The sequence below is a fragment of the Pseudomonas cichorii genome, from assembly GCF_018343775.1.
Classification (GTDB): Bacteria; Pseudomonadota; Gammaproteobacteria; order Pseudomonadales; family Pseudomonadaceae; genus Aquipseudomonas; species Aquipseudomonas cichorii.
Genome location: NZ_CP074349.1, coordinates 1,649,591 through 1,665,435 on the forward strand (window position 1 = coordinate 1,649,591; position 15,845 = coordinate 1,665,435).

Below are 15,845 nucleotides of genomic sequence, written 5' to 3' on the forward strand. Positions count from 1 at the left end.
ATTTTTGAATGAGCAGCCTCGGGCGTAAGTTTGAGTCACGGCCAGAACGGCCACCACTTGAATCCAAGCGTGCATATATAAAAGACCACCGAGGGTTAACGACATGAACTTCAATATCTTTTCCATCATTGCAGCATCGGCTATTTCGGCATCTGTTGTTCTCCCTGCCAGCGCCAGCGTTGAAGTCAGCGACAAGAAAGCCCACGCCACCCAGACTTACACTCCAAAATACCTGCAACAAAGTGCCAACTTCTATGCCGCGCTGGACCACAAGACCGCGCAGTAAGCACTGAACGACCACGGTTTTCACTGGCTCACACAGGTTTTTGCGACCACTGCCCATTGCGTGGCAGACCATGCATCTACTGTGGACTGGGCTTACACCGAATCCCCCGTTACTTCATGAGTGACGGGGGATTTTTATGCGTGGGTGTTTATCCTGGGTTGAGCTTTTATGTTCCACTCATCAAGAAAACTGATAGTGGCTATGCATACCTATGGTTTTTCAATGTTGTGGATATCGACGATCCTGTTGGCCATGCAAAACATTATGGAGCAGTAAACATGGCCACTGCCATTCTGGGTTCAATCAAACAAGGCGCGTATATCGCAATTTCGCTTTATGTGGTTTTCATTGCTGTAGTGACCATCACCAGCATGAACCCCCAGCTTAAAACCCGCACCTACGAATCGGCTGCGCCTTCTGTGGTCGTGGCTGCGGACTCACAGGAACGCGCTTCGTGATTCGGGTTGTTCGCGAATAAATTCGCTCCCACACGGTTTGGGTAGGAGAGAATTCATTCGCGAAGAATTTTGCACATTAGCCTGCTTTCAATACAGAATCACTTAGCTATCACGCCGAAGGGATTCCTGTGACTCACGACGCCTATGCAAGGCTCTGCCGCTGCCTCGTTCTCTTGCCTTTGTTCTTCTTTCTTGCCGCCTGCAACAAGGAAGCTCCCAAGATCAATACCCCCGAGTACCTTGCTGCCCACGGTATTACCAAGGGTGAACCGAACACGATCCAGGTCGCAAGCTCGACTTTCCGCGTGCCTGCGGATGTTGTGTTCGATGTGTATACGGCTGGCACCATTCAAGCCGCAAAGGCTGACATGCTGACCTTGCACCTCAACATGGGCTTCCTCTTTACCCCACCCAGAACGGGGCCTGCAGGCAAAGGGGAAAAGCACATGATCAGGACAGAGATTTCCGCGGGAGGAAACCCTGCCAGGATGGAAAGCATGTTGTCTTTTGAAAAGACAGACACGCCAGTCGAGCGCACAGACCTGGACTTGATCGAATACCCTGTAAACGCCCCGTCTTCTACAGACTTCTCCCGCAATTATATTTACCAATCCCGGGAATCAGACAACACCACGCCCCCGACAGAGTTCTTCTGCTGGGTTGTCTGGTTAAACGACCCTTCCAGAAAAAACGGCACGTGCAGGACGTCTTTCTACAGTCACTCAGGGCTGCTCATTCAATCTTTTTTCTCCTATGACCTCCTGAAGGATTGGAAGTCCATCACGAAAGAAGTGCGTAACAAGATTGATGTATATGAAGTGAAGTAAATAACAATCAAAGCCATGGAGGTTCACGATGAGCAATAGCTACCTGACGGACGAACAGATATCAATTATTCGCGACCTTCAAGGCCGCGCTCCGAATGCTGATGGCAACTATGCCGATGTGTACAACGCCATTGCCAGCATGCTTCCGGATGGCGCTGTAAAGTTATGGTTGCAGGGGGCGGCACTTGCCAACGCGGGGCAAGGGGTCTTTGCGGAAATTATCAGGTCTTACAGTCAGCGGCAGATGGAACTGCGTGGTGTCGCCTATTCAGACGCCCTCATGCAGAAGGCTTCAAATCAGGTGGCAATCAATGCCCTGAATGACATTCTCGATCCGAGTCGCCGATCCAGCACTGGACAATGGCTGGTCCCCACTATTTCAGATATTGCAAATAATGATGCGACTGGCGTAGGGCAGGTTTTATTTGCCTCTTTGGGGAACGACAGCGCCGGTGGAGAAATAAATGCCGCTTGGTCGGGGACCATTCTTTTCTCGGCGCTCGGGCAGAATGAAACCAATCGGTTCACAAGACAGGGCGGGGACGATCTCAATCGCGTAGATGACGTCAAGAACCTGCTCTTTGCCTATGACGCTTATGCCTATGCCTTTGAAAAAACCAGAAGTGCTGGACTGACTGATCTTCTTACTCTGGACAAGACCCTTCTGGATGACCTGGGCGTCGGATGGGAGACTTTTGATACTGCCGGCTTTGGTGAGTTGCGGGCACTCGCAACCAATAACATCACGTCCCTCTTGTCTGGCGAAGCACGAAAACTCGGAGAACTCATTTCCGAAGCCGGTACGCATGTGGTCCTGGACTGGCTTCGGGCGACCTATCTAGGCAAACGCTCAGACTCGGCGACCACGCCCGAGAATTTTGCAGGTGCGGCACAAAGCTTTTTCTCCGGCCTTGATTCATCGATTGCGCTCAACGCGAATACGATCCTTCTGCCCGGCGAGAAGGGGGCACTTGTTTCGTTGGCCAAGAGCAATATTTCGGTCAGGAATGCGCTGTACGCCTTGTCTCCGATCGCCATCGAGCTTCCAGGCTACTCCAGCGATTTGAGCCTGGCGGACGTGAAAACCGGAAAAGGTGCTCTGTCCGATGAGTGGATCGACAAGCGTGCATCGTTCCTCATCTTCGAGAAATTCTATCGAGAGTCCGGTGACACGGATGGCTCCTATGAAATGCCATTCGGCCTCCCTGTTCCCATTCCCGGTGACATCGAGTTCCGGGATTACAGCAGTGGCTCAGAGTACAAGCTGACGATCGATGGCGTTGATCTTGGTGTCATGGACAAGCGCTACATCGTTTTCGGCGGCAGCGGCAGCGATAGCATTCAGGGTGGAGAGGGCAAGGATTACCTTTTCGGCATGGATGGCGCCGATACGCTCAATGGCGGGGAGGACGACGATTACATCGAAGGCGGTGCTGGCGATGACAATATCGACGCAGGAGAGGGGGTCGATACTCTCTATGGCGGGCAGGGCAACGACACCCTGCTGGGTGGGGAAGGCAAGGACACCCTGTATGGCGGCCAGGGAGATGACAGTCTCGAGGGTGGTCTCGGGGACGATTACCTTGAAGGGGGCGACGGCCAGGATAACCTCAAGGGCGACGATGGATTCGACATCTACAAGGCCGATAGCCAGGACATCATTTCCGATACTGACGGCAAAGGAAAAGTTTACCTGGGCAATCAGCAACTCACCGGTGGCTCCCGCAAGGAAACCGACCCCGAGAACACGTACTACGGCGGCGGTAATACCTATTTCCTGGATGGCACCACTCTGGTCGTCAATGGCTCTCTCGTCATCAATGACTACAACAAGGACAGCAGCGACTTGCAGATTGTCCTCAGTGAGGAAGAAGAGGAAGAAGACGAAACGCCTGAGACCGATGATGCCGAGAGTCGCACATCCCCCATCGTCCTTGACCTGGATGGCGACGGTATCGAAACACTGGAAGTCGGTGCCAGCTACTTTGACCTGGATGGTGATGGCCTGAGTGAAATGTCCGGCTGGGTCAGCCCGGACGACGGGCTGCTGGTACACGACCGCAACGGTGACGGCCGTATCAGCAACGGCACCGAACTGTTCGGCAACCACAGCATCCTGAGTAATGGCCAGACTGCCGAGAACGGTTTTCAGGCCTTGGCCGAGTATGACGACAACGGCGATGGCGTGATTGATGCGCAAGACAGCTCTTACGCTGAGCTGCAAGTCTGGCGCGATCTCAATGGCAACGGCATCAGCGATGTGAGCGAGTTGCAGAGCCTGGCCGATGCCGGTGTGGTGTCGATCAGTACGGGCTACACCGACTCCAGCCATGTGGACACTCACGGTCACGAGCATCGTCAGGTCGGCACCATCATGCTGAGCAATGGCACCGCCTCCACCGCTGCGGACGTGTGGTTCAAGGTAGACACCACACGCCGGGTGAACAGTGGCGACATCGAGCTTGCCCCGGACATCCTGTCCCTCGCCAATGCCAAGGGGTTCGGCAAGGTGCATGACCTGCACCAGGCCATGGCAATGGACCCCGAACTGAAGTCCCTGCTTGAACAGTATGTGTCGTCCAGCGATGCCGCCAGCCGCGACGCGCTGCTCGACGATCTGATCTACCGCTGGGCGGGTGCCGAGGGTGTGGACCCGTACAGCCGGGACCCGATGAAGGTTTATGGCCATGTGATGGACGCGCGCCAGCTGGTGACGCTGGAGAACCTTGTGGGGCGTTCCTACATGGGGATCTGGTGCTGGGGTGAGTACGATCCGAACCCCCATGGCCAGGCCGCGCCGATTCTGGTGGCCGAGTATCTGGAATTCAAACGTTTTACCGCTGCCCAGATTCTGGCGCAGACCGAGTATGCGCAGGAGATGAGCATCATCCAGTCCGCATTCGGCTCTGACGCCAACGGCATCACAGTGGACTGGGGCAGCCTGCAAGGTACATTGGAAAACCTTTACGCCAATGACCGGGTCGACCGGATCGCCAGTGTCATTGCGATCCTGACCGACCTTGGGACTTATTCGCCTGGCTACCGCGACAAGCGCGATGCTGCCTTTCAGGCCATTGCTGCCGCTAACACCGATCTGGCCTCGTTCTTCGACTTCTCGACCAGGATCGGCACGACGGTCAGCGATACGTTGTCCGGGATAGAAGCTGACTCCATATTCTATGGCCTGGGCGGCGACGACAGGCTCTACGGTCAGACGGGCAATGACAGTTATCACTTCTCCTGGGGGCATGGCAACGACACCATCCTTGATCGCGGCGGTCTGGATCAGGTGGTGTTCGGCGAGGGTATTGGCCAGGACGATCTTGTGTTCTCGCGTAACGCCACTACGGTCACTATCAGCGTCAAGAACCCCGATGGCAGTGATTCCGGTTCGTTGCGTATCGACAACTTCTTCGACTTCGATGGCACGCTCGATTTCGGTGCGATAGAGCGGCTGGCCTTTGCCGACGGTAGCAGTCTGAACATCGAGCAGATCCTGGATATCCTGACCGCGTCCTCGATCACCGAGGGCAACGACCTGATATTCGGCAGCACGGTGGGCGATACCATCGATGCTCTGGCAGGCAACGACAACATCCATGGCCTGGCGGGTGACGACCAGCTATCCGGTGGTGCCGGTGATGATGTACTGATGGGCGATGACGGCGATGACACACTGATCGGCGGCACAGGCAACGATTCGTTGATCGGCGGCCGTGGCAGTGACACCTATCTGTTCGAGGTCGGGTATGGCAACGATGTCATAGACAACGCCGCACAAGTGACGGGCGCCAGGGTGGATCGCGTGGTGTTCGGCCAAGGCATCGACCCGGATGCGGTCAGCATCGAGCGCAGCAACAGCCACCTGTTCATTCGTACTTCTGCCAGCGACAGCATTCGCCTGAACAACTACTTTTCCAGCGAAGCTGCCAACAGCATGGCCGTTGACGAGATTGTCTTTCACGACGGCACCATCTGGACCATCGCAGATGTCATGGGGATGGTGCTGCAAGCCAGCGATGGTGATGACCTGATCGAAGGGTATGCTTCCGACGACGTGCTGTCTGGCCTGGCAGGCCACGACTTTCTGTATGGCAACGGCGGCAACGACACTCTGCTCGGCGGGGAAGGGAACGACACACTTGACGCTGGTGCCGGCAAGGACACTCTGTTCGGGGATGCCGGAAACGACTTGTTGCTCGGTGGTGAAGGTGACGACTCACTGGACGGCGGCGACGGCAACGACCTGCTCATTGGTGGTGCTGGCGACGACATCCTGAGCGGCGGTGCAGGCAATGACGACCTCCAGGGGGGCGCGGGTCGTGACACCTTGCAGGGAGGCGACGGCGACGATGTGCTGTCTGGCGGAGCCGGTGATGATCTGCTGGCTGGCGGTAAGGGCTACGACCAGCTCTATGGTGGCTCGGGCACAAACAGCTACCTGTTCGCTCGTGGAGATGGCCGGGACGTGGTCGTGGATACTTACGAAAATGTCGTGACGATCTACCTCTCCGACCTGCCGCTGGAAAGTCTGGTATTCCGTCGCAACGGCACTAGTCTGGATATTGCCTTCCCCGACAGCGTCGGCGACCAGCTATCGCTGTCCTCCTTCTTTAGTGGCGAGATCCCGCTTGGCGGGATGCGCCTGCGCTACGGAGACGGGCTGGAGACTGTGATTGACCCGGAGCAATTGCGCCTGCTCACCCTTGAAGGCACTGAGGCTGCCGACCTGATCAACGCCTATTCCAGCGATGATCTGATCGAGGCCCTTGGGGGCGATGATGTGGTGAGTGCCGGAGATGGCAACGACAGCCTCTACGGTGGCGATGGCAATGACCTTCTGGACGCCGGCAATGGTGATGACCTGATCATCGCAGGCGCTGGCGCTGATTATGTCTATGCAGGTCATGGCAATGACATTCTGCAGGGCGATACCGGTAACGATCACCTTGAAGGCGGAGCGGGCAACGACCAATACCGGTTCGCTGCCGGTTGGGGGCAGGACCTCATCATCGACAGCGCTGGCAGCGACAGCGTTCAGTTCACCGGCGTAGAGCCTGCTGACCTGCTGCTGCGCCGTGAAGGTTCGGATCTGGTGGTGCTCAACCAGGTCACCGGAGATCAGTTGCGTATCAGTGGCCAGTTCTCCTATCTGGCTGGTGTGGCCGGGGTGACGGCCATCGAACAGTTCGTGTTCGACGGCGGCGTTACCTGGGGCTATGAGGCCATCAAACTCAAGGCGCTGGAAGGAACGGCACAGGACGATACTATCTACGACCATGCCGACGATGACACGATCGACGCCGGTGCTGGCAACGACTACGTCCAGGCTGGAGATGGCAACGATACCGTGCTTGGTGGCGAAGGGACCGACACACTCTATGGCGGTATTGGAAACGATCTGCTGTCCGGTGGTGCCGGAGTCGACTTGCTCGATGGTGGCATTGGCGACGACAGTTTGCATGGCGGTGCCGACAACGACACCCTGCAGGCTGGCAATGGCGATGACCTGCTCGAAGGCGGTACTGGAGACGACCACCTGGAGGGTGGTGCGGGAAGCGATCGGTACCAGTTCACTGCTGGATGGGGCAACGATCTCATCATCGACAGTGCCGGCACCGATAGCGTGCAGTTTCAGGGTGTGGCGCCAGCCGACCTGCTGTTACGCCGTGATGGCACCGATCTGGTGGTGCTCAATCAGGTCACCAATGACCGGTTACGTATCCTCGGCCAGTTCTCTTACCAGGCGGGCGTTGCGGGAGCGACTGCGATCGAGCAGTTCGTGTTCGACGGCACCACCTGGGACTACGAAGCGATCAAGCGCAAGGCTCTGGAAGGAACCGCTCTGGATGACATTATCTTCGGCCATGCCGACGACGATGTGGTCAGTGCGGCGACAGGCAGCGACCTCGTTTACGGTCAGGATGGCAATGACCAGATCAGCGGTGGCGATGGTATCGACACCCTTTATGGCGGCAACGGTGATGATCTGCTGAGCGGCGATATCGGCGACGACCTGCTCGACGGCGGCAGTGGCAACGATACTCTGCACGGCGGTGACGGGAGCGACGTTCTGATCGGTGGCGGTGGCTTCGACGCCCTGTATGGCGAGACAGGCGACGACACTCTCCAGGGGAATGGCGTGCTTGACGGCGGTGACGGTGACGATCTGCTTGAAGGCAGCGGCGATCTGTACGGCGGCGCGGGTAACGATATTCTGCGCGGTCAGGGCTTCGATACCTTGCGAGGCGGTGCGGGTGACGACGTGCTGGAGGCTTACAGCAACCCCTGGAATCAGGGCAACAATACGCTTGAGGGCGGAGCCGGCAGCGATACGCTTTACGGTTCGTTCGGCGATGACACTTACCTCTTCAGTCTGGGCGATGGCCAAGACCTGTTGATCGAGCGGCGGCCGGGTGAGTCTTACAGCAACATCGAGCCGAGTACCGACACCTTGAGCTTCGGTGCCGGTATCGCAGCTTCCGACTTGAGTTTCGTGCGCCGTGGCGACGACCTGATCATCGAGCATGCTAACGGCAGCGATTCGATCACGGTACAGAACTGGTTCCAGGAGCCGACCGACCACTTCAAGCTGGAGCACTTCCTGTTCGCCGACGGCAGCTCGCTGAGCCAGGCCGATGTGGAGAACCGTGTGGTCTGGCAGGGTACTTCCAGTGGCGACAGCTTCATTGGCTACCGTGAACTCGACGATCACATCCGCCTGGGTGACGGTGATGATCAGGCATGGGGCCGTGCTGGCGACGATGTGATTCATGGCGAAGACGGCAACGACTACCTCGAAGGCGAGGCCGGCAACGACAGCCTCTACGGAGGCAGCGGCAATGACCAGCTCAACGGAGGTGCCGGAGACGACTTCCTGGCAGCCGGAACGGGTGACGACAAGTATGTTTATAACCCGGGAGGCGGGGCCGACATCATTGACAATAGTGGCGGCTATTCAGGGGTGTTTTTCACGGATGATATCGGTCAGGACCGCCTGAGCTTCAGTCGTGTTGGCGACGACCTGCTGATTCTGATCGATGGCGATAGCGCGCAGTCGGTGCGGGTGCTCGGTCACTTCCTCGGGGGCGACAAGGCTATCAGCTACGTGCAACCCTCCGGTGGTTATCTGCTGAGCGCCGAGCGCATAGGCCATATCGTCGCTGCGCAGGGCGTGGCTGGCGGCTTTGACGCCCTGATCGAAGGCACGGTAAGCGGTGAGCAACTGGCTGGTTACGACGGTCGAGACCTTCTGCGTGGCCTGGCAGGTAACGACACCGTGTTCGGCATGGGCGGCGACGATCAGGTCGAGGGTGGCGACGGTAACGACTACTTGTCAGGCGGCAATGGCCAGCACAATGGCTCAGGTAACGACTGGCTCATCGGTGGCGCTGGCAACGACGTATTGATCGGCGAGGATGGCGACGATGCCTTGGCCGGTGGAACGGGTGACGATGCCTACTATTACCGCGCGGGCGACGGCGTGGATGTCATCGACAACAGTGGGGGCGGCTTCGACGGAGTGTTCTTTCTGGACGTGGCGTTGTCCCGCCTGAGTTACCACCGTGATGGTGATGATCTGATCATCCTGGTCGATGGCGATCTTGGCCAGCAGGTCCGGGTCACCAATCATTTTCTCGGCAGTGATTACGCCATCGATTATGTGCAGCCCGATGGCGGCAATTACCTGACCACCGCCCAGATCGCCGGGCGGCTCACGGCGCTGCCCGACGGGAGCGGTGGCGAAGAGCCGGTTGAGCCGGGCGAACCGGAGGAACCGACCGAACCCGGCAATCCAGGCGGGACGGGAGAGCCGCCGGTGGCGGGTGTGGGCGGTTCAGATGTACTGACCGGCACGACTGGCAACGACATCCTTCTGGGCGGGGCCGGCAACGATACGCTCAATGGTGTTGCGGGCAACGACACCCTGATTGGCGGTATTGGCGATGACACGTATGTCTATACCGCGGGCCAGGATGTCATCGAGGAAATCGCTGGCGCAGATACGCTGCTGTTCGCCAATGGCATCACTTTCAATCAGGTGGCCAGTGGTTTGATGAAGTCGGGCAATGACCTGATTCTTCGGGTCAACGGCAGTTCGGCCAACCAGATAACGCTCAAGGAATTCTTCCTGGGCGGCGACCGTCTGGTGGAGAATTTTACCTTTGAAACCGGCGGCCAGCTCACGGCAGCGCAGATCTACGGTGCCTTCGGACTGTCCATGCCGGCTCCAGCGGCAGGCTTCGACAATACGGCCCAGGGATCGACCGGCGATGATGTGCTCGACGGCACTGCGCAGAGCGACCTGTTGCAGGGTTTCAATGGCAATGACGCCTTGTTCGGCGACGCCGGGAACGATCGTCTGGAGGGTGGCAACGGCAGCGACACCCTGGACGGCGGTGCAGGCAACGATACGCTGATCGGTGGTCGTGGTGACGACACCTATGTCTTTTCCGCCGGAGGCGGTCAGGAGACGATCGACAACAGCGGCGGCGGTACCGACACGCTGCATTTTGAGGGCGTCAGCTTCAATCAGGTTGCCAGCGGCCTGATGAAAAGTGGCAATGACCTGGTGCTCAATGTCAGCGGCGGCAGCGACAAGGTGACGATCAGGAACTGGTTCCTGGGCGGCGACTACGTGGTGGACAGCATCACATTCGCTTCGGGCGGGCAGATCACGGCCAGTCAGCTGTTCGGTGCCTTCGGTCTGACCAACCCTGATCCAGCCGGTTCACCGGCTTACCTGAACCTGCCCGACGAGCGCGCCTTCGGCACGGTTTTCGCGGGTCAGGCGGGCAACCAGATCATTCTCGGCTCGTCCGATGCTGACCTGATCGACGGCGGTGCGGGTAACGACTTCCTGCGTGGTAATGCGGGTAACGATTACCTGATCGGTGGTGGTGGAAATGACACCTATGCGTTTGCCAGCGGTGATGGCCAGGACGTGCTCAACAACCTGTCGAACACACCTGAGGCTGATAACGATGTGCTGAGCATTGAAGGTGTCAGCCGTGACAACCTCTGGTTATCGCGCCAGGGGAATAGTCTGGTGATTGATCTTCGGGGAGCGCAAGACAGCGTTACCGTACAGGATTGGTATGTCGGTTCGTCCCAGCGCCTGGATGCCATTCAGGCGGGCGGTTCGACCTTGTATGCCAATCAGGTCGAGAACCTCGTCAGTGCCATGGCGGCTTTTGGTGCGCCAGAGGGAGGGGAAATCAACCTGAGCCAGGCGCAGCATGATCAGCTCAATGCCGTGATCGCAGCAAACTGGCAGTAGTCTTCAGAAGTAAACGAACAGCCCGCCTTGATGGCGGGCTGTTCGTTCAAGCAGGTTCTCCAGCTCATGCAAGAGCGAGCAACCTCGTCCTCAATCCCCAACCTCTATCGTGCTCAACCCGTTCCCCTGTCGACGGACCTTGATCTGTACCGGAATCCGCTCATGCATTTCCTGTACGTGAGAGATCACGCCAACCTTGCGTCCCTGTGCCTGCAGGCCGTCCAGGGCGTCCATGGCCAGTTGCAGGGATTCGGGGTCCAGGCTGCCGAAGCCTTCGTCGATGAACAACGATTCGATACGCAAGGTGCTCGACGCCATCGAGGCCAGCCCCAATGCCAGCGCCAGCGAGACGAGGAAGGTTTCCCCGCCCGACAGCGAATGCACCGAGCGCAGTTCATCGCCCATTTCCGTGTCCAGCACCAGCAGGCCAAGCATGCTGCCGCCGCGCTTGAGGCGATAACGGCGCACCAGTTGCCTGAGTTGGGCGTTGGCATGATGGACCAGCAGGTCGAGGTTATAGGCCTGGGCGATCTTGCGGAACTTGTCGCCTTCCGCTGAACCGATCAGCGCCGCCAGACGCGCCCAGCGTTGATACTCGCCGTTGGCCTGCACGATGCGCGCTTGCAGCTCGCTGTTGGCGTTACGCCGCTGTTCGTCTTCGCTCAGCCTGGCGCGCAGGTCGGCGCAGTGCTGTTCGCTGATTTCACATTCGGTCTGAACCTGAAGCAGGGCAGCGGCCAGTTGCTCGTTATCGGTGATGTCGCTGTGTTGCGCCTGATGCTGTTGCAGGCGCTGCTCGCGCTCATGCAGCAGTACTTTGGCTTGTTCCAGAGCCTTTTCACTGCGGTTCAGTTGCTGGCGCAGTTGATCGATGCGTGCGTCGTCGTAAGTCAGCAGGTTTTCAAGTGCTGCGTCATCCAGTTCCTGATGGCTGCTGCGCCACTCGCCGATCTGGCCATCGAGTTCGCTGGACTCCTGTTCCAGGGCCTGCAACTGCTGTTGATCGGCCTTGAGTTCGGCACCGAGCTGAATCAGTTGGTGGTGAACATCCTGCAAGGTCTGGCCTGCCGAGGTTTCAGCGTGTCGGGCTTGCTCGACGGCTTGTTCCAGCGCGTTTTGCCACTGTTGGGCATCGGCATGGGAGCCCAGCAGTTCAGTCAGCACCTGTTGGCTGGCGTCTTGCTGCTGGCTCAGGGTTTGAACCTGTTCAGCCAGTTCAGTCTGGCGCTGGACCCGGTTCTGTTGCGCAGCCTGTTCCTTCTCGATCCTTTGCTGGCGTTCGCGCTGTTCCTGCTGCTCTTCGTCTTGCTGTTCAAGCTGGTCCAGACGCTGGGTCACTTGTTGCTCAAGCTGCATGACGGTGGCCGAAGCGTCGTTGCGCAGCTTGTCCAGAAGCTCGGTGGATACCAGTGTGGCAAGCGCTGTCAGTTCTTCTTCCAGGCGCTCGCGATCCGCTTCCAGTTGCTTGATCTGGTCCGTGACATGCCGTGCGGCGGTCTGGCTGGCTTCATGGGCAGCCTGGACTTGCTGTTGCAGGCGCGCAGCGTCTTTTTGCAACGTGAGCAATGCATCCTGGCGCTGTTCGTCGCGGTTGATGACTTCGTTCAGCTGGCTGAGCTGCTGCTTCAGCCAGCTGTCGCGCTGTGCGGCATCACGGTCCAGCAGTTGTGCGCCAAGCGGGTGGGCGTGCAGATCAGGGGCGAGTTCCTGCTGCTGGAGGGCGAGTCTTTCCTGCTGGCGAATGAGTTCTTTCTGCCGGGCAATGACGCCGCCCACCTGCTCGCGCAACTGGTTGTACTTTTCCTTTAACTCATCCACCGCTTTCTGGGCGCCGGCCTGTTCGGTTTCATCGTGTCGAGTCAGGCTTTGCAGCAGCGCTTCGGGTTGATGCCAGGGATGTTCGACGCTGCCGCACACCGGGCACGGCTGGTCATCCTGCAACTGTTCGCGCAGTTCTTCGACGCTGGCGCTGCGGGCCAGACGCTGACGTTCCAGTAGCTGTTGAGTGACGCTCAGGGTCTGCTCGGCCACCTTGAGTTCATCTCGCGTGCGGATGCCTTCGGCATTGAGCTGGTCGCGTTCCTGCTGGGCTTCCTGCTGCTGTTGCCCGAGGGCTTGCAGTTGCTTGTCGATTTCCTGCTGGCTGGCCCACAGGCGGGCCAGTTCTTCAAAGGCGCGCTGCTGCTTGCGGTTGTCCTGCAACAGGCTGCCCAGAATCTGGGTCTGTTCGGTGACGGCTTCTGCTTCGCAATCCGCCTCGCGGTACAACACTTCCAGGTCGTTGCGCTGCTGGAGCCATTGCTGATCGGCATCGGCGGCACGCGCTTGCAGAGCAGGCAACTCGCCTTGCCCGTGTTTCAGGCGATTGGCGGTCAACGTCAGGGATTTCAGCCGGTCGCGCCAGGCGTTCCAGGCGTGTGCCAGCGGGGCGAGTTCGGTGCTGTGTTCCAGTTGCCGGGCGATACGTTCCAGACGCTCAGCGACCTGTTGCTGTTGGTCGAGCAAACCTTGCAACTGGCTCTGGCCCTCTGCGCAACTCTGTTCAGCCTGTTGCTGAAGCGCGACGATTTTGGCCAGTTCCTGAGTCAGGTGGTTCAGGGTGTTCTGGCTTGCAAAGGCCTGTTGCAGCCGTGGCTTGGCATCGTTCTGTTGCTGCTGGGCTTCGAGCAGGTTGGCGTGCGCATTGCTGCGGGCGCTTTCCAGTTGCTGCTGTTGAGCCTGTAGCGTGGTTTCCTGGGCTTGATGCTGGCGAATGCGATCGGCCAGCGGCGTGAGCTGGGTATCGAGGGCGATGCGGCGGGCGAAGCGATGGCGTTGTGGCCCCAGACGCTCCAGTTGGCCGAGTGTCTGGCGCTGGCCTTGCTGGTTGTCCCAATCCTGTTGCGCGCTGTTCAGGCTTTCGTTGGCGCTGAGCTGTTCATCGCTTAGGCGATGCAGCTCGGTGAGCCATTGTTGCTTGAGTTCCAGTTGGCGCAGTCGGGCCTGATGGGCCTTGTGCTGTTGCTGGGCTTCGCTGTGGTTCTGTTCGAGTTCAGCGCGCTGCTCAGGCTCAAGCGGGGTGATGTTGCCGGCCTGGGCGTTGAGGGTCTTGAGCGCTTCTTCGGCTTCCTTGCTCTTGCTGTAGGCGCGGCGTCCGAGCTGGCTGTAGATGGCGGTGTTGGTCAGCTTTTCCAGCAGCTCGCTGCGTTCCTTGTCATCGGCCTTGAGGAAGGCACTGAACTCGCTCTGTGCCAGCATCACGGCACGGGTGAACTGCTCGAAGTTGAGCCCCAGGCGCTGTTCGATCAGTTGCTCGAACTCGCGTTTGCTCTGGTTGCTGAGGATTTGCTCGTTGTCCAGATCGGTAAGGGTCTGGCGGCTGGCTTGCAGCTTTTTCGCAGCGTTGTCCCGTGCACGGTTGGTTTCCCAGCGGGCGCGGTAACGACGTTGATCGATGCCGACAAAATCCACTTCGGCGTAGCCGCTGCCTGTGCCGCGTCGCAGAAGGGTTCGCGGGTCGCTGGTGGTGATTTCGCCTTCCACATCCGGGACCTTGGACTGGCCGATATTGCTCAGGCGCGGAATCGCCCCGAACAGCGCCAGGCACAGGGCATCGAGCAAGGTGCTCTTGCCCGCGCCGGTAGGGCCGGTGATCGCGAACAGACCGGCACTGGCCAGAGGCTCTGCGGTGAAATCCAGCTCGAACGGCCCGGCCAGCGAGGCGAGGTTTTTCAGGCGAATGGCGAGAATCTTCATGGCTGTTCGCTCTCCTGCTGAACTTCACGCAGCAGCGTGGCGAAATCGGTAAGGGTCTGTTCATCCACCGCGCTGCCGAAGTTTTCTTCCCAGGCACGGCTGAACAGTTCCTGAGGCGTGAGCTGGCCCAGTTCGATCAGGGTCGATTGCTCATCACCGCCATCAAGGCTGCCCTTGCCGGCATATTCGGCACCGATGCGCACCAGACGCACGGCCTTGCCTTGCAGGGCGATTTCTATCTGGTTGCGCAGGTCCGGTTGCGGCTCGTCCAGGCGTACGCGCACTTCCAGCCAGGGCTGGCGGTCAATGTCGGCCAGCAGGTCGATGTCCGGCAGTTCCTTGAGTTTCAGCAGCAGTTCGGCCAGCGGGGCAGGGCCGAGGCGTTGCAGGTTGACGGCGCGGGGGATCAGGCGTGGCTCGACACTGACCAGTTGCTCGCCGTCGCAGTTGATTTCCAGAATCTGGTGTTTGTAGTCGATTTCCGAGAATGACAACGGAATGGGCGAACCGCTGTAGCGAATGCGATCTTCACCGTTGACCCGCTGCGGCTTGTGCAGATGGCCGAGGGCGACGTAGGTGATGCTCGGGCCGAACAGGCTGGCGGGCAGCGCTTCGGCATTGCCGATGATCAGGCTGCGCTCGGAGTCTTCGGACACCGAGCCTCCGGCCATATGTGCATGGCTGACCGCGATCAGGGCCTGGCCCGGCTGACGTTTTGCGTTGGCAGCCTCGATCAGCAGTTCATGGACCTGGGCAATGCCGCGCAGGTAGTCGTCACCCAGTGTCGCACCCGTGACTTCGGCCGGGCGCAGAAACGGCAAGGCCAGACACCATGCCTTGACGTCACCTTTTGCATCCGGCAACGGCAGCAGCAGGCGCTCTGCATCCAGCGAACCATCATCCAGCCACAGCACCCGCCCCAGCGCGTGAGTGCGCAAGCGGCGCATCAGCGGAGCAGGCAATTCGATACGCGAGCCGGAGTCGTGGTTGCCGGCAATCATGACAATGGTCAGCAGCGGCTGTTGCTCATGGGCGTTGACGATAAAGTCGTACAGGCGCTCCTGAGCTTTGACCGGCGGGTTGACCGTATCGAAGATATCGCCTGCGATCAGCAGTACATCAGGCTGTCGCTCGGCCAGACGGGCAAGCAGCCAGCTCAGAAAGCTGGCGTGTTCAAAGTCCCGCTCCTGACCGTGGAGGTTCTGACCCAGATGCCAGTCGGAGGTGTGAAACAAACGCATTGATTGACCTGTATTTTG

6 protein-coding genes are annotated in these 15,845 nt (G+C 59.0%); 4 read left to right on the top strand and 2 right to left on the bottom strand.

What is annotated here, in order from left to right:
- The first annotated feature begins 103 nt into the window (after positions 1 to 103).
- From KGD89_RS07445 to KGD89_RS26220, 4 genes are all read left to right on the top strand, one after another.
- A complete protein-coding gene (locus tag KGD89_RS07445; RefSeq protein ID WP_025259171.1) occupies positions 104 to 286 on the top strand; it encodes a hypothetical protein in 183 nt (60 codons plus the stop codon).
- 140 nt (positions 287 to 426) lie between these two features.
- Positions 427 to 744: a hypothetical protein gene (locus tag KGD89_RS07450; protein ID WP_143008695.1), complete on the top strand. Its 318-nt coding sequence runs from the start codon at positions 427 to 429 to the stop codon at positions 742 to 744.
- Between the two features lie 128 nt (positions 745 to 872).
- A complete protein-coding gene (locus KGD89_RS07455) occupies positions 873 to 1,571 on the top strand; it encodes a hypothetical protein (protein ID WP_025259173.1) in 699 nt (232 codons plus the stop codon).
- Between the two features lie 28 nt (positions 1,572 to 1,599).
- On the top strand, positions 1,600 to 10,851 hold the full coding sequence (locus KGD89_RS26220) for a calcium-binding protein (RefSeq protein ID WP_025259174.1): 9,252 nt from the start codon (positions 1,600 to 1,602) through the stop codon (positions 10,849 to 10,851).
- 90 nt (positions 10,852 to 10,941) lie between these two features.
- Here KGD89_RS26220 and KGD89_RS07490 read toward each other — a convergent pair whose 3' ends face one another.
- Positions 10,942 to 14,586, bottom strand: a complete 3,645-nt coding sequence (locus KGD89_RS07490; RefSeq protein ID WP_025259175.1) for an AAA family ATPase — start codon at positions 14,584 to 14,586, stop codon at positions 10,942 to 10,944.
- Positions 14,583 to 15,827 (bottom strand): exonuclease SbcCD subunit D, encoded by a 1,245-nt coding sequence (locus KGD89_RS07495; protein ID WP_025259176.1) that lies wholly within the window; start codon positions 15,825 to 15,827, stop codon positions 14,583 to 14,585. Before KGD89_RS07495 ends, KGD89_RS07490 begins: the two co-directional genes overlap by 4 nt.
- Positions 15,828 to 15,845: the final 18 nt, after the last annotated feature.

Bases quoted from the DNA above. Each gene is read 5' to 3' on its own strand.
- KGD89_RS07445 (WP_025259171.1), top strand. From the start codon at position 104: ATGAACTTCAATATCTTTTCCATCATTGCAGCATCGGCTATTTCGGCA.
- KGD89_RS07495 (WP_025259176.1), bottom strand. From the start codon at position 15,827: ATGCGTTTGTTTCACACCTCCGACTGGCATCTGGGTCAGAACCTCCAC.
- KGD89_RS26220 (WP_025259174.1), top strand. From the start codon at position 1,600: ATGAGCAATAGCTACCTGACGGACGAACAGATATCAATTATTCGCGAC.
- KGD89_RS07490 (WP_025259175.1), bottom strand. From the start codon at position 14,586: ATGAAGATTCTCGCCATTCGCCTGAAAAACCTCGCCTCGCTGGCCGGG.